At 54.5% G+C, this 16344-nt stretch carries 16 protein-coding genes; 11 read left to right on the top strand and 5 right to left on the bottom strand.

Annotated features, from left to right (window positions below; genetic code table 11):
* The first annotated feature begins 10 nt into the window (after window positions 1-10).
* The 3 genes from B3729_RS22590 to B3729_RS22600 all read left to right on the top strand — a co-directional run bounded on the left by B3729_RS22590 (window position 11) and on the right by B3729_RS22600 (window position 2863).
* Entirely contained in the window at window positions 11-1222 is a 1212-nt protein-coding gene (locus tag B3729_RS22590) for an AGE family epimerase/isomerase (RefSeq protein WP_286789060.1), read from the top strand.
* A gap of 76 nt (window positions 1223-1298) precedes the next feature.
* On the top strand, window positions 1299-2615 hold the full coding sequence (locus B3729_RS22595; protein ID WP_019365555.1) for a carbohydrate porin: 1317 nt from the start codon (window positions 1299-1301) through the stop codon (window positions 2613-2615).
* Between the two features lie 74 nt (window positions 2616-2689).
* Complete coding sequence (locus tag B3729_RS22600; protein ID WP_010798440.1) at window positions 2690-2863, top strand: DUF1289 domain-containing protein; 174 nt, start codon at window positions 2690-2692, stop codon at window positions 2861-2863.
* Between the two features lie 44 nt (window positions 2864-2907).
* Here the strand turns inward: B3729_RS22600 and B3729_RS22605 are convergent, their stop codons facing one another.
* Complete coding sequence (locus tag B3729_RS22605) at window positions 2908-3783, bottom strand: MurR/RpiR family transcriptional regulator (protein ID WP_074826707.1); 876 nt, start codon at window positions 3781-3783, stop codon at window positions 2908-2910.
* Between the two features lie 161 nt (window positions 3784-3944).
* Between B3729_RS22605 and zwf the strand changes: the two genes are divergently transcribed.
* The 4 genes from zwf to rluB all read left to right on the top strand — a co-directional run bounded on the left by zwf (window position 3945) and on the right by rluB (window position 8039).
* A complete protein-coding gene (gene zwf / locus B3729_RS22610; RefSeq protein WP_010798438.1) occupies window positions 3945-5414 on the top strand; it encodes a glucose-6-phosphate dehydrogenase in 1470 nt (489 codons plus the stop codon).
* On the top strand, window positions 5401-6111 hold the full coding sequence (gene pgl, locus B3729_RS22615) for a 6-phosphogluconolactonase (RefSeq protein WP_286789061.1): 711 nt from the start codon (window positions 5401-5403) through the stop codon (window positions 6109-6111). The genes zwf and pgl overlap by 14 nt, the downstream gene beginning before the upstream one ends.
* A gap of 11 nt (window positions 6112-6122) precedes the next feature.
* Window positions 6123-6761 (top strand): bifunctional 4-hydroxy-2-oxoglutarate aldolase/2-dehydro-3-deoxy-phosphogluconate aldolase, encoded by a 639-nt coding sequence (locus B3729_RS22620; protein ID WP_010798436.1) that lies wholly within the window; start codon window positions 6123-6125, stop codon window positions 6759-6761.
* A gap of 171 nt (window positions 6762-6932) precedes the next feature.
* Entirely contained in the window at window positions 6933-8039 is a 1107-nt protein-coding gene (rluB, locus tag B3729_RS22625) for a 23S rRNA pseudouridine(2605) synthase RluB (protein ID WP_286789062.1), read from the top strand.
* Between the two features lie 69 nt (window positions 8040-8108).
* Here the strand turns inward: rluB and B3729_RS22630 are convergent, their stop codons facing one another.
* The 3 genes from B3729_RS22630 to B3729_RS22640 all read right to left on the bottom strand — a co-directional run bounded on the left by B3729_RS22630 (window position 8109) and on the right by B3729_RS22640 (window position 10500).
* Window positions 8109-9296, bottom strand: a complete 1188-nt coding sequence (locus B3729_RS22630; RefSeq protein ID WP_150347325.1) for a benzoate/H(+) symporter BenE family transporter — start codon at window positions 9294-9296, stop codon at window positions 8109-8111.
* A 10-nt stretch (window positions 9297-9306) separates the two neighbouring features.
* Entirely contained in the window at window positions 9307-9909 is a 603-nt protein-coding gene (locus B3729_RS22635; RefSeq protein ID WP_037030959.1) for a LysE family translocator, read from the bottom strand.
* A 120-nt stretch (window positions 9910-10029) separates the two neighbouring features.
* Window positions 10030-10500 carry a MarR family winged helix-turn-helix transcriptional regulator gene (locus B3729_RS22640; protein ID WP_010798432.1) on the bottom strand — a complete coding sequence of 157 codons (471 nt, stop codon included), beginning with the start codon at window positions 10498-10500 and terminating at the stop codon, window positions 10030-10032.
* Window positions 10501-10580: 80 nt separating this feature from the next.
* On the opposite strand from B3729_RS22640, the gene B3729_RS22645 reads away from it, so the two are divergent.
* A complete protein-coding gene (locus B3729_RS22645) occupies window positions 10581-11738 on the top strand; it encodes a PLP-dependent aminotransferase family protein (RefSeq protein ID WP_019365563.1) in 1158 nt (385 codons plus the stop codon).
* A 15-nt stretch (window positions 11739-11753) separates the two neighbouring features.
* Window positions 11754-12356 carry a glutathione S-transferase family protein gene (locus B3729_RS22650; protein WP_286789063.1) on the top strand — a complete coding sequence of 201 codons (603 nt, stop codon included), beginning with the start codon at window positions 11754-11756 and terminating at the stop codon, window positions 12354-12356.
* 53 nt (window positions 12357-12409) lie between these two features.
* Here the strand turns inward: B3729_RS22650 and galE are convergent, their stop codons facing one another.
* The gene (gene galE, locus B3729_RS22655) at window positions 12410-13519 is read right to left on the bottom strand and encodes a UDP-glucose 4-epimerase GalE (protein ID WP_010798429.1); all 1110 of its coding nucleotides are present in this window, start codon (window positions 13517-13519) and stop codon (window positions 12410-12412) included.
* Window positions 13520-13951: 432 nt separating this feature from the next.
* Here galE and B3729_RS22660 point away from each other — a divergent pair, with 432 nt between their 5' ends.
* Window positions 13952-15142 (top strand): glycosyltransferase family 1 protein, encoded by a 1191-nt coding sequence (locus tag B3729_RS22660; protein WP_125888446.1) that lies wholly within the window; start codon window positions 13952-13954, stop codon window positions 15140-15142.
* Window positions 15130-16335 (top strand): UDP-galactopyranose mutase, encoded by a 1206-nt coding sequence (gene glf / locus B3729_RS22665; RefSeq protein ID WP_409438658.1) that lies wholly within the window; start codon window positions 15130-15132, stop codon window positions 16333-16335. Before B3729_RS22660 ends, glf begins: the two co-directional genes overlap by 13 nt.
* Window positions 16336-16344 lie beyond the last annotated feature (9 nt).

Consider the following 16344-nt stretch of genomic DNA (forward strand, 5'->3'; position numbering starts at 1 on the left):
GGGACTTCGTATGAACTTTCCAGACTTCCGTCAACGTGACACTCTGCTGGATCATATCCAGCATACGCTGGCTTTCTACTATCCGCGCTGCATCGACGAGCAGGGCGGGTTTTTCCAGTTCTTCCGTGACAATGGCGATATCTACGACCGAGAGACGCGCCATCTTGTCTCCAGTACCCGTTTCGTCTTCAATTTTGCAATGGCCTATCGGCAGTTTGGCAACGCTGAATACTTGGGCGCCACTCGGCACGGGCTTCGCTTTCTAAGGGAAAAGCATCTGCAGCCCAATGGCAGCTACGCCTGGCTACTGAAGGGCGACAAAGTAGTAGACGGCACCAATCATGCCTATGGTCTGGCATTCGTTATCCTGGCGTACTCTCACGGCGTCATGGCAGGAGTCGAGGAGAGCAGAGCATGGCTGGCTGAAGCGTGGGATACCTTCGAGCGTCATTTTTGGCGTGAAGAAGAAGGTCTGTACTGTGATGAGATCAGTGCCGACTGGTCCGAGGTTTCCTCCTATCGTGGACAAAATGCCAACATGCATGCCTGCGAGGCGCTTCTGGCTGCCTATGAGGCGACACAAGAGTCCCGCTATCTGGACCGCGCCGAAACGCTTGCAATCAATATGACTCAGCGCCAGGCAGCACTTAGCCAGGAAAGCGCTGAGGTTGCTCGGGATGTATCAGGTGGGTTGATCTGGGAGCATTACCATCAGGACTGGAGCATCGATTGGGATTACAACCGGGATGATCCCGCCAACCTTTTCCGCCCTTGGGGTTTTCAGCCTGGACATCAGGTCGAGTGGGCCAAGCTCTTACTGATACTTGAGCGCCATCGTCCCCAGGCATGGTTGGCGCCACGTGCTGCAGAGCTGTTTGATGCCGCGTGGAAAACCTCATGGGATCATGAACATGGTGGCCTATATTACGGGTTCGCTCCGGATGGCAGCGTTTGTGATCCAGACAAGTACTTCTGGGTTCAGGCCGAGGCCTTGGCGGCTGCAGCCTTGCTTGCCGAGCGCACCGGCAACGGTAAATATTGGAAACAATATGAACAGCTCTGGCACTATAGTTGGGAGCATTTCATTGATCACGAGTATGGCGCTTGGTGGCGCATCCTCGACCGTCGAAATACTAAGTATTCCGACGAAAAAAGTCCGGCCGGAAAGGTCGACTACCACACCATGGGAGCCTGTTACGAGGTACTCAATGTTCTGCCGTGAAGTTTAGCCAGTTATTGGCGTGGGACCTGTGGTGTGTTGCGTATAGCCCATTAAAAATTATAAAGGACCGAGAAGAATGTATAAGCATAAAGGCAAACGCGTACGGCACTTGGCTGTGTTGTCGTTAGCTGCACTGGGCGGGCTCAGTGCCACTGCCCATGCAGCCGATGCCTTCGACCCTGAAGCAGGTGGTATGACAGGCGATTGGGGTGGCCTGCGTACTGAACTGCTAGATAAGGGTTACGACATCAAGTTGGAGTACGTCGGGGAAGGCGCTACCAACATGCGAGGTGGATACGACAAAGATCACACCGCACGTTGGTCTTCCCAGTACATGTTCGGCCTGGCGGTCGACATGAACAAGACGTTGGGTTGGGAGAATTCCGTATTCAAGGTTGCCATTACTTCACGTGACGGCCGTAACCTGACCAACGACAATATTGGTGATCCACGTTCCGGTACGTATTCTTCCGTACAAGAAGTCTGGGGTCGCGGCCAGACCTGGCGCCTTACCCAGCTGTGGTTGAGCAAGGGGTTCTTTGATGGCCGTCTGGACATTAAGGCTGGTCGTTTCGGCGAGGGTGAAGATTTCAACTCGTTCGATTGTGACTTCCAGAACCTGGCGTTCTGTGGTTCCCAGGTGGGTAACTGGGTAGGTGATCAGTGGTACAACTGGCCGGTCAGCCAGTGGGCCATGCGCGTCAAGTACAACCTGACACCTGAGCTGTTTGCCCAGGTTGGGGTTTACGAGCAGAACCCGTCGCTGCTTGAAACCGGTAATGGCTTCAAGATGAATACCAGCGGTGCCAAAGGCGTGATCCTGCCAGTTGAGCTGGTATGGTTGCCAACGCTGAACAGCCTACCGGGTGAGTACCGCTTCGGTTACTACTACAGCACCGCTGATGCGGATGATGTGGATGGTGTTTCCAGCCGTCATTCCAGTAAGCATGGCTACTGGGTTGTAGCCAAGCAGCAGCTGACCAAGCACAACGGTGATGCTTCTCGTGGTCTGAGTGTATTCGCCAACTTCACGGTGCATGACAAGGCTACCAACAAGGTAGACAACTACATCCAGGCTGGTGTGGTGTACAAGGGACCATTCGATGCGCGACCAAAAGACGACATCGGTTTCGGTGTGGCTCGTATCCACACCAACAGCGATGCGCGTGATGCGCAACGTGCAGCCAACCTTGCTACCGGTATCGACGATTATGACAACCCAGGCTACGTACCGCTGCAGTACAGCGAATACGATGCTGAGCTGTACTACGGCGTACACGTGACCAACTGGCTCACCCTACGTCCGAATATTCAGTACATGCGTAACCCGGGTGGCGTCAAGGAAGTCGATAATGCTGTTGTCGGCGGCCTGAAGGTCCAAGCGGTGTTCTAATTCCGCAGAGGGTACTGGGCGCAGCGAGCAGTGTGTTTATACTGTTCGCTGTGTCCAGATGCTGAGGTAGCCCTGTGGGTAAGGTTGAGAGTCCCTGCGTAAGCCAATGCAAGCTCAAGGATGAAGTCTGTCAGGGATGCGGCCGCAGCCGCGATGAAATCAAGGGCTGGAAGTCCATGAAGGACAAAGAGCGCAAGGATGTAGTCGAAAAGGCCAGCAAGCGTCTCAAGAAGCTCAAGAAGAAATAACCTCGCTACAGGCTGAAGCGTACTGCTCCAGCCTTTCTCGTCGATTACAACTCTTCCTGTTCCTGCTCCATTGGATAGCGTGTTGCTACCAGACTTTCCTTTACTTTGCGCAGGTGCGGCTGGAAATCAACGCCGCGGCGCAGCGTAACGCCAGTGGCCAGAATGTCGAGTACTGTCAGCTGAACGATACGTGACGACATTGGCATATAGATATCAGTATCTTCGGGCACTGGAATATCAAGGCTAAGTGTTGAAACCTTCGCAAGCGGAGAATTAGCAGCAGTCATCCCGATAACTGATGCCCCGTTATCCCGTGCCAGCTTGGCAACATCCACCAGTTCGCGCGTGCGGCCGGTGTAGGAAATGATGACAAAGACTTCGCCTATCTGCGCTACAGACGCAAGCATGCGCTGCATCAGAATGTCTGAATGGGCCGAAACAGCCAGACCGAAGCGAAAGAATTTGTGCTGGGCATCCAGCGCTACGGGTGCAGATGCACCCAGGCCAAAGAAATGAATCTGCCGTGCCTGAATCAGGAGATTGACGGCTCGATTGATCACTTGAGCATCCATGCGCTGACGAGCATTATCGAGCGAGGCGATGGTGCTACTGAAAATCTTTTCTGAGTAGGCTTCAGGCTCATCATCCGCTTCCACCGCCTGGCTTACGTAGACGGCGCCGCTGGCGATGCTCTGAGCCAGTTGAATCTTCATTTCAGGGTAGCCGCTGATTCCCAGTGATCGGCAGAAGCGGTTGACGGTCGGTTCGCTGACGTGTGCTGCCTGTGCCAGGGCCGCAATGGTCAGGCGGGTAGCCTGCCGTGGATTGTTTAGAATAACCTCGGCTACCTTGCGTTCGGCACGGTTCAATTCCGGCAGACGGGTCTGAATCAATTGCAGCAATGTGCTGGCCCGATCCATCAAATGCTCCTGAAAGTTGTCATCCTTTTATCGTACAGCTATAGAGGAATAAGGCTGCACAAAAAGGTTTTATTAAATTTTTGATTTTTATACTACGTAAAAGGGGAAAGCTCACTTAAACTGGGCTTTCATTCACCAACTTTTCGTAAAAGAACGAATATATGCCAGCAGTTCGCGTACTCCCTTGCACTTTGGCCCTGTTCGGCGCGTTGGGCGATCTCGCTCTGCGCAAGTTGTTTCCGGCTCTCTACCAACTCGATCGCGAAGGTCTCCTCCATGATGACACGCGTATCGTCGCGCTTGCTCGAGATCAAGGAGACGGCACCAAGCAGCTCGCTCATATTGAAGAGCGGGTTCGGCATTACGTGCCGAATGCTGACTGGAATCAAGCCGTCTGGGAACGTTTCGCCGCCCGCTTAAGCTACCGTGCCATGGATTTCCGACGCATGGAAGACTATGCCGGACTAGCCGAAGACGTAGGTGACTCCGAAACGGTGATTGCGTATTTCGCAACACCCGCCTCAGTATACAGCTCGATTTGCGAGAATCTTGATGCGGTAGGGCTTAGCAGCCGTACACGTGTCGTCATGGAAAAGCCCATCGGCCATGACCTTGAGTCTTCGCGTGTCGTGAACGACTCCGTGGCTCGGTTCTTCCCGGAAAGTCAGGTCTATCGTATCGACCATTACCTGGGTAAGGAAACCGTACAGAATCTGATTGCTCTGCGGTTTGCAAACAGTCTGTTCGAGACCCAATGGAACCAGAACTATATCTCCCATGTGGAGATTACGGTTGCTGAGAAAGTAGGAATCGAAGGCCGCTGGGGTTATTTCGATCAGGCCGGGCAGCTACGCGACATGGTGCAGAACCACTTGCTGCAGCTGCTTTGCCTGACTGCAATGGACCCGCCCGCTGATCTCTCGGCGGACAGTATTCGTGATGAAAAGGTCAAGGTGCTCAAGGCGCTCGAGCCGATCACCGCCGATCAGCTGGCCAGCCGTGTCGTGCTGGGCCAGTACACGAGTGGTTACAGCGATGGCAAGCCGGTGCCCGGCTATCTGGAGGAAGAAAACTCCAACGAGAGCAGCAGCACGGAAACATTCGTGGCCATTCGCGCCGATATTCGTAACTGGCGTTGGTCCGGAGTGCCTTTCTATTTGCGTACCGGCAAGCGTATGCCGCAAAAACTTTCGCAGATCGTTATTCATTTCAAGGAACCGCCACACTACATCTTCGCGCCTGAGCAGCGGAGTCTGATCAACAACCGACTGATCATCCGTATTCAGCCGGACGAAGGGATTTCCCTGCAGGTCATGACCAAGGATCAAGGCTTGAGCAAAGGGATGCAGCTGCGCAGCGGTCCGTTGCAGCTCAACTTCTCCGAGGCCTTCAAGTCGGCGCGGGTACCAGACGCGTATGAGCGTTTGTTGCTGGAAGTGATGCAGGGCAACCAGTCTCTCTTCGTGCGCAAGGACGAGATCGAGGCGGCCTGGCGCTGGTGCGACCAGCTCATGGAAGGCTGGGAAAAAATGGGCGATACCCCGAAATCATACGCAGCTGGCACATGGGGCCCGCTGACTTCCATTGCTCTCATTGCACGTGACGGGAGATCCTGGTATGGCGATATCTAACCTGCCACAAGGCGTCGAATTCATCGAGCTGAACGGTCGTGAGGCCCATGCTGAGCAGCTGACCCAAGCTGTAGCGGCTGCGCTTCGTGAGGCCATTGCACAGAAAGGGGCGGCCACACTGGTGGTTTCGGGTGGTCGTAGCCCAGTGCCGTTCTTTGAACAGTTATCCGAGCAGGAGCTGGACTGGGCGAAGGTCACGATTACGCTCGCCGATGAGCGCTGGGTGCCTTTAGAACATCCGGATAGCAACGGCGGGCTAATTCGCAAGCACCTGTTGCGTAATGCAGCCCGTGCAGCGACGTTTGTAGACCTCTATGCCGCTGGCGAAAACGCTGAAACGGCTGCTCAGGAGGCTGATAACCGCTTGCAGAATCTGCCCAAGCCTATCGATGTGCTGGTGCTGGGAATGGGCGACGATGCACATACTGCTTCGTTGTTTCCCGGAAGCCCTGGGCTTGAGGATGCGCTTGATCCACAGAGCGAGCGCTTGTGCCTGCCCATGTGGGCACCTTCCGTGCCTCGTCAACGCCTGACCATGACACGCGCATTGTTGTCTGGTGCTCACAATCAGTTCCTGGCCATCCAGGGTCAGAGCAAGTTGGCCGCTCTGCAAACCGCTGCAACTGCCGGTGATGAGCTGTCGACTCCTATCAGCGCCTTCCTGCGAGAGCCGCTGAAGATCTATTGGTGCCCTTGAGGATGAGTGACATGCAAAACAAGATCGCTGCCATTGATGCGCTGAGCCAGAAAGCACGCATCCTGCCCGTCATCGTGATCAACGATCCGGCTGACGTCCTGCCTTTTGCTGACGCGATGGCAGCGGGGGGGCTCAAGACACTGGAAGTCACGCTTCGCTCTGCCCATGGTTTGGATGCTGTGCGCCTGCTGCGCAAGGAACGCCCGGAGCTAACGGTGGGTGTCGGTACTGTTCTGGACACCCACATGTTTGATGCTGCGGTAGAAGCAGGTGCTCAGTTCATTGTAACGCCCGGCTGCACGGACGAAATCCTTGAGGCAGGCGTTAAAAGCGATGTGCCGCTACTGCCCGGTATTGCTACGCCTTCAGACATCATGCGTGCCTATCGGCTGGGTTACCGTCGCTTCAAGCTCTTCCCGGCCAACGTTTACGGTGGAATAGACGCGCTTAAAGCCTTTGCCGGTCCTTTTGGCGATCTTCGATTCTGCCCAACGGGCGGCGTCAATCCGAGTAATGTCAAAGCCTATTTCCAGCAAAGCAATGTCATGTGCGTAGGAGGTAGCTGGATGCTGCCTTCCGACGCTATCAAGGCGCGTGACTGGACAAAGATAGAGCAGCTTTGCCGCGAAGCCCTGGCTGCGCTCGATTAAGGCAGTCATCTTGTTCGACGGCCTGTATCATGCAGGCCGTCTGCATCTCAGACCATCCATCTCTTTTCTGTCGAAAGGCCTGCACGTCGAGTCATTTAGTCGCTAGGCTCAAAGGCCAGGTGACGCTATGATGCGCGCCTTTTTGTTGCCGCTTACACCGGGAGGTGCCTTATGAACGACAACACTCCTCATACCCCAGTCGGGGAAAAACTCCAGAAAGTCCTGTCCCGTATGGGTGTAGGTTCCCGCCGTGATGTGGAAGCCTGGATTGCCGAGGGCCGTATTCAAGTAAACGGAAATGTCGCCACTCTGGGTCAGCGTGTTACGCCTCAGGATGCCATTGCTGTGGACGGGCGTGTGCTACGCCGCGAAGAGGCCACCGAAAATGTTCGCCGTGTACTGATTTACAACAAGCCTGAAGGTGAAGTCTGCACCCGTGATGACCCCGAAGGGCGTCCTACGGTGTTTGACCGATTGCCGCGCTTGAGAGGCGGGCGGTGGATCAATATTGGTCGTCTGGATATCAACACGACTGGCCTGCTTTTGTTCACAACCGATGGTGAACTGGCCAACCGCTTGATGCATCCATCTTATCAGATGGACCGGGAGTACGCGGTACGTGTGCGTGGTGAAGTCGATGAGGCCATGATCGAGCGTCTCAAGACAGGTGTCATGCTGGAAGACGGTCCTGCACGTTTTACCGATATCCAACAGGCTCCCAATGGTGACGGTTTCAACCACTGGTTCCATTGCGTAGTCATGGAAGGACGTAACCGAGAGGTTCGTCGCCTGTGGGAATCCCAGGGCGTGCTGGTCAGCCGCTTGAAGCGGGTACGTTTCGGACCGGTTTTCCTGACGGCTGAATTGTCCATGGGTCGCTGGCGCGAGATGATGCAGGGTGAGATCAATATTCTCAGCGCAGAAGTAGGGCTGACGCCTGTTGAATTGCCTCCTGTGACCGCGAAGGTTCGCGAAAAGCTTGAGCGTATGCAGCGCAAGTCCGGCAAGCCTGTTGAGGCTGGCCGCGGCGGCCGTGGTGACAAGCGCTCTGGCAAGCCGCAGGGCGAGGGCCGCGGTGGTGGCACGCCATTGGCTGAGCGCCCATCCGAAAGTGGGCGCAAGCGTCCGGTACGGACTCGTGAAGAGCATGCCTCTGGCGATGACGGACGTCGCGAGCGCCCTGCCCGGGAACGGGCCGCACCGGCACAGCGCCGTAATGGTTCAGCCCGTGAAGGTCAGCGTCCAGGCTTTGGTAGTAATAATCGCGGTAAACGCTAAGCGGTTATCTGTGCTCGAACGGCTCGCCTAGGCGAGCCGTTTTTGTATGGGCTCTACCTATATCGTTGATCAAGCAGCCTTTTTCCAATTCAGGACTAACTGGGTGATCAGGCCTGCGACCACTCCCCAGAAAGCCGACCCAACGCCTAATAATGTCATGCCTGAAGCGGTTACAAGAAAGGTGACAAGAGCGGCTTCGCGTTGTTTAGGGTCGCTCATGGCACTGTTAAGCCCATTCATGATGGACCCAAGCAGTGCAAGTGCCGCGATGGATAGCACTAATTCTTTAGGAAGCGCTGCAAACAGGGCTGCCAGTGTTGCACCAAACGTTCCGGCTATACCGTAAAAGAAGCCGCACCAGAGCGCTGCGGTGTAGCGCTTTTGTGAGTCTTCGTGGGCCTCAGGCCCTGTGCAGATGGCTGCGCTGATGGCCGCCAGGTTAATTCCGTGGGAGCCGAATGGGGCCAACAGTAACGAGGCTATTCCGGTAACGGATATCAGGGGTGAGGCAGGTGTCTGATAGCCGTCGGTCCGCAACACCGCAATGCCTGGCATGTTTTGAGAGGCCATGGCAACAACAAATAGCGGAATACCAATGCTGATGATGGCGGACATGGAGAAGGACGGTGTGGTCCAGACAGGCACCGCCAGTTGCAAATGAAAGTGCTCGAAATGCAACAGCCCTACGACGGCGGCGATGATCATTCCAATCATCAGGGCAGCCAATACGGCATAACGGGGTGCCTGTCGCTTGGTCAGCAAATACGTCAGGAACATGCCTATTACAAGCAGAGGTTGCTGCTCAGTAGCCGAGCAGATCTCAATGCCGATCCGAAACAGGATGCCCGCCAGCAGCGCGGCGGCCAATGCAGCAGGAACCTTGCGCATCAGACGCTCGAAGCTGCCAGTCATACCGCAGAAGGCCGTGAGGAGGGCGCATAACATGAAAGCGCCAATAGCCTCGCTGTAAGGGACCTGAGGCAAGCTGGTCATCAGCAGGGCAGCACCGGGGGTAGACCACGCGATGACGATGGGAGTCCTGAAGCGCAGCGAGAGCGCGATCGTGGTTATCGCCATCCCGATGGACAGCGCCCAGATCCAGGAGGAAATCTGAGCGCTGTTCAGCCCTGCATTCTGGCCTGCCTGGAACATAAGCACCAGGGAGCTGGTGTAGCCAACCAGCATCGCTACGAAACCGGCAACGATTGAAGAAGGCGATGTGTCGGCAAAAGGGCGCAAGGCGGTGGATACGGTCATGGTACGGTCTTCAATGGGTAGACAGCAGAATCGGGTACAGAGAAATAACTAGCAGGGCAGCCATCGTCCAGTTGAACGCACGCAGACGCATCGGGCTATTCAAAAGTGTACGTAATGCCATACCAAACAGCGTCCAAAGGCTAACGCTAGGCAGGTTGATAAGCGCAAACAGCAGCGCTATCAGCAGCAGGTTGCTGTTGAAATCTTGAACGGGCAAATACGTGGTGACGGCGCCTATGGCCATTACCCAGGCTTTTGGATTAACCCATTGAAAGGCAGCTGCCTGAAAAAAACCGAATGGTTTGCCGGAAGCCTGCTTGGGCGTAGGCGGTGCGGCGTTGGCAATTTTCCATGCCAGGTACAACAGGTATGCAGTAGCCACGACCTTCAAGGCCATGTGCAGTGAGGGGTACAGGCTAAACAATTGTCCAAGACCCAATCCCATGGTGATTACCATCACCATATGCCCAAGGCTAATGCCGAACATATGCGGAAGTGTCCGGCGGAAACCATAGTTAACGCCTGACGCGAGCAGCATCATGTTATTGGGACCCGGAGTAGCTGAGGATACGAAGGCGAAAAGTATAAAAGCGGTAAGTAATTCGGCTGTCATGGCTGGACTTCCTTTTTTTCCAGCATAAACAGCCTGTTGGCTGGCGTACCGATACACTCACTTGTAGAAGGAGCCGTACAGTCGATCAGGCTTTGTCTGAATGAAGCCGCTAGTCTGTGCTCAAGTCGACCCGTCTTTCCGGCTCGATTCGCGTTGGCGCTCCTGGCCTGCCAGCGTCTGGTTGATTTTCATCCATCCCTCTACTGCGGCTTCTCCGGCTTCGTCAAAGGCACGCTGTAGCAGCTTGACTTGTTCCCGCCGCAGGAGCTGCTCAAGCTTTGCACCGTGCGATGTCAGCCGCAACTTGCGCTTGCGCTTGTCTTCCGCGTCTGACTCCACCACAAGCATATCCTTTTCAATTAGCTGGCGAACGGGCGGATTAGCGGCCTGCTTGGTAACCCCCAAAGCCTCCAGCAACTCTTTGTGGCTGATCCCTGGCGAGCCAGCCACGAAAAAGAGAATACGCTGGTGTACGCGGCTAAACCCGCGGCGCGAAAGCATTTCGTCGGCCTTGGCAGTAAATGCCTGGTAACCGAAGAAGAATGACTGCATCGCCTGGCGTTGGGCTACGGTATTTTTTAGGTCAAGCATATTGACGCTTCTATCCGGTTCAGCGTAGTTTCGGTCAAGCAGTTTGACTTATTCTCCGGCCGCTGACTACTGGTGCTTCCATGGCTTTCTCCGAACGCGTTACCCGTCTAAAAAGCAGTCTTATCCGCGAAATTCTGGCAGCGGCACAGCGTCCGGAAGTGATGTCCTTTGCAGGTGGTCTGCCTGCGCAGGAGATGTTGCCTCGCGTGGAATGGGATGCTCTGCCGGTGAATCTGGGGCAGTATGGAACGAGCGAAGGAGAGCCGGAGCTGCGCGAAGCGATCGCTGCCCAGGCCAGAGCCTTGGGCGTCGAGTGTGATGCCAGTCAAGTACTGGTTACGGCTGGTTCGCAACAGGCATTGGATCTGGCTGCAAAACTCTACATCGACCAAGATACTCAGGTGCTGTTAGAAGGCCCCAGCTATCTGGCTGCGCTGCAGAGCTTTCAATTTTTCGGTGCCGATTGCCTGACAGTACCACTGACGGCGGAAGGCATGGATATTGAAGCGCTGCGCCAGTGCCTCGAGACCAACAAGCCAGCCTTTGCCTATCTGATTCCTACTTTCCAGAACCCATCCGGTGTACGTTACACCGAAGCCTGCCGTGATCAGGTGGCGGCCTTGATGGATGAGTTCAGCGTCACGCTGATTGAAGATGAGCCATATCGCGAGCTGATCTTTGATGATGCACCGGCTACGCCTATCGTAAGCCGCTTGAAGAGAACCAGCTGGATCTATACCGGTACGGTCTCCAAGACGTTACTGCCTGGTTTGCGCGTGGGGTATCTGATTGCCTCTCCTGATCTGTATCCTTATTTGTTGCGCCTCAAGCAGGCCGCTGATCTGCATACGAACCGTATCGGGCAGTGGCAGGCCTTACAGTGGGTCGGAACGCCACGCTATCAAGCCCATATTCAGGAGCTGCGCAATTTCTATCGTGCTCGTCGCGATGCCTTCCAGGCTGCGCTGGTTCGCCACTTTGGTGAGCTTGCAGACTGGAATCAGCCTCAGGGGGGGCTATTTTTCTGGCTAACACTGCGCCAGCCAATCGACACACGCTTGCTGTTGGAGCCCGCTTTGGCTCAGGATGTGGCCTTCATGCCTGGGGAGCCTTTCTTCAGTGACCCGGAGGGCAACCTTGGTCGCTTGCGCCTGAATTTCAGCCATGTGGCACCTGAGCGTGTTGATGAAGGGCTGAGCCGTTTGGCCAGTGTCATAAAGGCCGCCCAGGCCTTGTAATGAAAGGAGATCATTATGTACCGGATTTATGGAGACCAGCGTTCCGGCAACTGCTACAAGGTCAAGCTGATGATGGCCTTGCGCGGATTTGCCTATGAATGGGTTGATGTAGATATCTTAAAGGGCGAGACACGCTCTCCAGCGTTTCTTGAAAAAAACCCCAATGGCAAGATTCCTGTGCTTGAGCTGGATGATGGCTCCTACCTATGGGAGTCCAATGCCATTCTGAACTACCTGGCAGAAGGCAGCACATTCCTGCCCCGGGAGCCGCGTTTGCGGACTCATGTACTGCAATGGCAATTCTTCGAGCAGTACAGTCATGAGCCCTACGTAGCAGTGGCGCGGTTTATTCAGTTTTACCTTGACATGCCTGAAGAGCGGCGTGCCGAACATGCAAGTTGCCTTAAGGGAGGCTATAAGGCATTGGATGTTATGGAGCAGCAACTCTCCCGGACACCGTATCTGGTAGGCGATACGTACTCCATTGCCGATATTGCGCTTTACGCCTATACGCACGTGGCGGCAGAAGGTGGATTCGACTTGTCTCGGTACCCTGCCATCGATGCCTGGCTGCAGCGTGTTGCAAGCCATCCGCAGCATGTGGGCATGTATGACTGATTGACGGGAATAAAAAGGCCGCTGTTTTACAGCGGCCTTTTTATATCTGAGAATCAAGCCGAGGCGTTGGCAGACGTGTTTATTCGGCTTCCGGTAGTGCCTGTAATAGGCTTTGCTGGAATCTGTTTGATGGACTTCTTCACTGTCTCTGCAACACGATAACCATTTGGATTCTGCGATTGCCAGCGCCAAGCATCGGCAATCATCTGCGTCAGGCTGCGTTCTGCTCTCCAACCCAGTTCCTGTTCGGCTTTGTGAGGATCGGCCCAGCACTCCGCAACATCCCCCTCGCGGCGAGGCGCCAAGCGATAGGGCAGCTGCATCTGTGCAACCTCTTCAAACACCCTGACTAACTCCAGTACCGAATAGCCGCGCCCGGTTCCGAGGTTCCAGACGTGCGCTCCCTTGACGCTTTGTAGCTTGCGCAGGGCGGAAAGATGTCCTTTGGCCAGATCGACTACATGAATGTAATCACGTATCCCGGTACCGTCTGGAGTAGGGTAATCCGAGCCATAAATGCTCAAGCGCTCCAAACGGCCAATGGCTACCTGCGTGATGTATGGCAGAAGGTTATTGGGAATGCCACTTGGGTCTTCACCAATCATGCCGGATTCGTGTGCACCTATGGGATTGAAATAGCGCAACAGGGCAATGGACCAGCGAGGATCTGCAGCAGCCAGATCGCGCAGCAGGTTTTCAACCATGAGCTTGGATTGCCCGTACGGATTGGTTGGTATACCGGTAGGTGCCTGCTCGCTGATAGGAACCGTGTCAGGCATGCCGTAAACGGTTGCTGATGAACTGAACACCAGCTTGAAAACACCCGCGTCAGCCATTGCCTGGCAAAGCGTCAGGCTGCCACCCACATTATTGTCGTAATAGCTCAACGGGTGTCTTACGCTTTCGCCTACTGCTTTGAGCCCGGCAAAGTGCAGGACAGCCTCGATTGGATATTGTGCAAACAGAGCATCCAACTGCGCGCGTCGGCGTATATCACCTTTGACGAAATGCACGCTGCGGCCAGCTAGCTGCTCGACCCGTTGTAATGCTACACGTGAACTGTTGCACAGGTTATCCAACACGAGAACGTCTTGCCCTGACAGTAACAGCTCCAAAACAGCATGCGACCCTATATAACCCGCGCCCCCAGTCACAAGAATCATCGTCACGCTCCATTGATCTAGTCGTAATACAAAGCACGCCGACACAGCGAAGCGCTGAACGAGGTTCAGCGGCCTATTCGAAGCGGCAAACAAGACAGGCCATGCACAAAGAATATGCATGTATAAAGCCAGACCCGGTGATATGACGACTAGTTCCTATAGGAATGAGGTAAGTGTAAAAAAACATGTATCGACGAAAGGGTTGGAACTGGGTTTGCTCAGAACCAGTCTCACCGCCCAGTGACTCTATTGATATTCGATGATGTTCGAATGCAAGGTGTTCTGATTTTTGCCGGTTTTGGCGTAATGAGTAGCCGGCGGGTTTAGCTCTTAAATGGAAAGAATCGGATCTTTCCAACGGGAAAAGGCATAGAATTCGATTCGTGTTGTACGAGTTCCTGACTTGGTCATACACGAGTTAAGGAGTAATCGATGAGCTGGGCTGGACCCTTTCAATATGAGATTGGCAAGTCAAAGCCGTCATCCAGAACGGAAATGGGCTTTGATGCATCAGGCAGGGAAAACCTTCCTACCCTGATCTGTCTTTCCCATCTGCGCTGGAATTTCGTCTACCAACGGCCTCAGCACTTGATGTCCCGCTTTGCGCGCGACTACAACGTACTGTTCTTTGAAGAGCCGATGCCATCGGATGAACCCAATCCCTGGCTTGAAGAAATCGAGGCTGATCTAGGCGTTACGCGTCTGGTACCCAGACTGCCTGCGGACGTACAGGGCGAGGCGGCTGAGGCAGTATTGAAGCGTCTGCTGGACAGATACGTCGAAGAGTCCGGAATTGAGGAGGCGGTTCTCTGGTATTACACTCCCATGAGTTGGCCCTTCAGCCATCACCTCAAATCTACGCTTACCGTGTATGACTGCATGGATGAGCTTTCTGCTTTCCGAGGCGCGCCGCCGGAAATGCTGGAACGTGAACGACTTCTGTTGGAAAAGGCCGATGTGGTGTTTACGGGCGGTTATAGCCTGTATGAGGCCAAGCGCGAGCGCCACCCTAACGCCCATCCTTTCCCGAGCAGTGTAGATATCGCTCATTTCGCTCAAGCCCGCGCCGAGCAGCTTGATCCTGATGACCAGAACAGTATTCCGCATCCGCGTCTTGGGTTTTATGGCGTGATTGACGAGCGTCTGGATATCGACTTGCTGGCCGAGGTCGCGCGTCAACGGCCTGATTGGCACATTGTGCTGATTGGTCCGGTCGTCAAGATAGATCCCAATAGTTTGCCTAAGCTCGACAATATTCATCTCTTGGGCGGCAAGGTATATGACGAGCTGCCCCATTATCTTGCGGGCTGGGACGTCGCGATCATGCCTTTTGCCTTAAACGAGTCGACACGTTTCATCAGCCCTACCAAGACGCCCGAGTACTTGGCAGGCGGTAAGCCTGTCGTATCGACACCCATTACCGATGTGGTACGCACCTATGGTGAGTCGGGTATCGTCCGTATTGCAGATAGCGCTGAAGCATTCATTCGTGCCGTAGAGGCTTCGCTGGTAGATGCCCAGGATCGGGAAGGGCTTTTGAAACAGGCCGATTCTATCCTGGGTGAAATGTCATGGGATGCCACTTGGCAGGGCATGACGGAGCAAATGAAATGCGCACGATAAACGAGGGGGAAGCCATGTCTGCAGGTGCAGCGAGTTCAAAAGAATCCCAGAGACGTGGGTTCGACTATCTGATCGTAGGCGCCGGATTTGCCGGGAGCGTACTGGCTGAGCGTCTGGCCGTAGGGCTCAACAAGCGTGTCCTGATTGTAGACCGCCGGCCCCATATTGCGGGCAATGCCTATGATCACTATGACGAGGCAGGGGTTCTGATTCATCGCTATGGTCCGCATATTTTTCATACCAACTCGCAGCGGATCGTGGACTATCTTTCCCGTTTTACCGAGTGGCGTACCTACGAGCACAAGGTGCTTGCTTATGTGGACGATCAACTGGTACCGATCCCGATCAACCGTACCACGGTGAATGCGCTGTATGGTCTTGACCTGAAAACAGACGGGGAGGCCGAGAGCTTCCTGAAAGGTCGAGCTGAACCGGTAGAGCCTATCCGGACATCCGAGGATGTTGTCATCAATCAGGTAGGCCGTGAGCTTTACGAGAAGTTCTTCCGTGGCTACACCCGTAAGCAATGGGGGCTTGATCCTTCACAGCTGGATAAATCAGTCACTTCGCGCGTTCCTACCCGTACCAATACGGATGATCGCTATTTCGGCGATACCTTCCAGATCATGCCATTGCATGGCTTCACCCGTATGTTCGAGAAGATGCTGAATCATCCCAACATCAAGGTCATGCTCAACACCGATTACCGCGAGATCCGTAACGAAGTCCAGTTCGATCATCTGATCTATACCGGTCCTGTCGATGAATATTTTGATTATTGCTACGGCAAGCTGCCGTACCGCTCGCTAAAGTTTCATCACGAAACGGTCAATTCGGCGCAGTTCCAACCTGTGGCAGTCGTCAATTATCCCTCTGAAGATGTTCCATACACCCGTATCAGTGAATACAAGCACCTGACCGGCCAAGAGCATTTGAAAACCAGCGTGACCTATGAATATCCATCGGCGGAGGGCGACCCTTATTATCCTATCCCTCGCCCGGAAAATGCCGAGCTCTACAAGCGATATCAGGAGTTGGCTAACTCGACGCCTAACGTGACATTCCTGGGCCGCTTGGGTACGTACAAGTACTACAACATGGATCAGGTCGTTGGACAGGCATTGACAGCCTACAAGCGTATCGCGGAATCGGAAGGTGTGGTTGAGGACACTGCTGAAGTCTCAGCAGTATAAAGACCGGAG

The sequence above is a fragment of the Pseudomonas sp. UBA3149 genome (assembly GCF_002364655.1).
GTDB lineage: Bacteria > Pseudomonadota > Gammaproteobacteria > Pseudomonadales > Pseudomonadaceae > Chryseomonas > Chryseomonas luteola.

What these genes read in the sequence shown, in the direction of transcription:
- B3729_RS22590 (WP_286789060.1), top strand. Translation starts at nt 11, where the DNA reads ATGAACTTTCCAGACTTCCGTCAACGTGACACTCTGCTGGATCATATC.
- B3729_RS22595 (WP_019365555.1), top strand. Translation starts at nt 1,299, where the DNA reads ATGTATAAGCATAAAGGCAAACGCGTACGGCACTTGGCTGTGTTGTCG.
- B3729_RS22605 (WP_074826707.1), bottom strand. Translation starts at nt 3,783, where the DNA reads ATGGATCGGGCCAGCACATTGCTGCAATTGATTCAGACCCGTCTGCCG.
- zwf (WP_010798438.1), top strand. Translation starts at nt 3,945, where the DNA reads ATGCCAGCAGTTCGCGTACTCCCTTGCACTTTGGCCCTGTTCGGCGCG.
- pgl (WP_286789061.1), top strand. Translation starts at nt 5,401, where the DNA reads ATGGCGATATCTAACCTGCCACAAGGCGTCGAATTCATCGAGCTGAAC.
- B3729_RS22620 (WP_010798436.1), top strand. Translation starts at nt 6,123, where the DNA reads ATGCAAAACAAGATCGCTGCCATTGATGCGCTGAGCCAGAAAGCACGC.
- rluB (WP_286789062.1), top strand. Translation starts at nt 6,933, where the DNA reads ATGAACGACAACACTCCTCATACCCCAGTCGGGGAAAAACTCCAGAAA.
- B3729_RS22630 (WP_150347325.1), bottom strand. Translation starts at nt 9,296, where the DNA reads ATGACCGTATCCACCGCCTTGCGCCCTTTTGCCGACACATCGCCTTCT.
- B3729_RS22635 (WP_037030959.1), bottom strand. Translation starts at nt 9,909, where the DNA reads ATGACAGCCGAATTACTTACCGCTTTTATACTTTTCGCCTTCGTATCC.
- B3729_RS22640 (WP_010798432.1), bottom strand. Translation starts at nt 10,500, where the DNA reads ATGCTTGACCTAAAAAATACCGTAGCCCAACGCCAGGCGATGCAGTCA.
- B3729_RS22645 (WP_019365563.1), top strand. Translation starts at nt 10,581, where the DNA reads ATGGCTTTCTCCGAACGCGTTACCCGTCTAAAAAGCAGTCTTATCCGC.
- B3729_RS22650 (WP_286789063.1), top strand. Translation starts at nt 11,754, where the DNA reads ATGTACCGGATTTATGGAGACCAGCGTTCCGGCAACTGCTACAAGGTC.
- galE (WP_010798429.1), bottom strand. Translation starts at nt 13,519, where the DNA reads ATGATTCTTGTGACTGGGGGCGCGGGTTATATAGGGTCGCATGCTGTT.
- B3729_RS22660 (WP_125888446.1), top strand. Translation starts at nt 13,952, where the DNA reads ATGAGCTGGGCTGGACCCTTTCAATATGAGATTGGCAAGTCAAAGCCG.
- glf (WP_409438658.1), top strand. Translation starts at nt 15,130, where the DNA reads ATGCGCACGATAAACGAGGGGGAAGCCATGTCTGCAGGTGCAGCGAGT.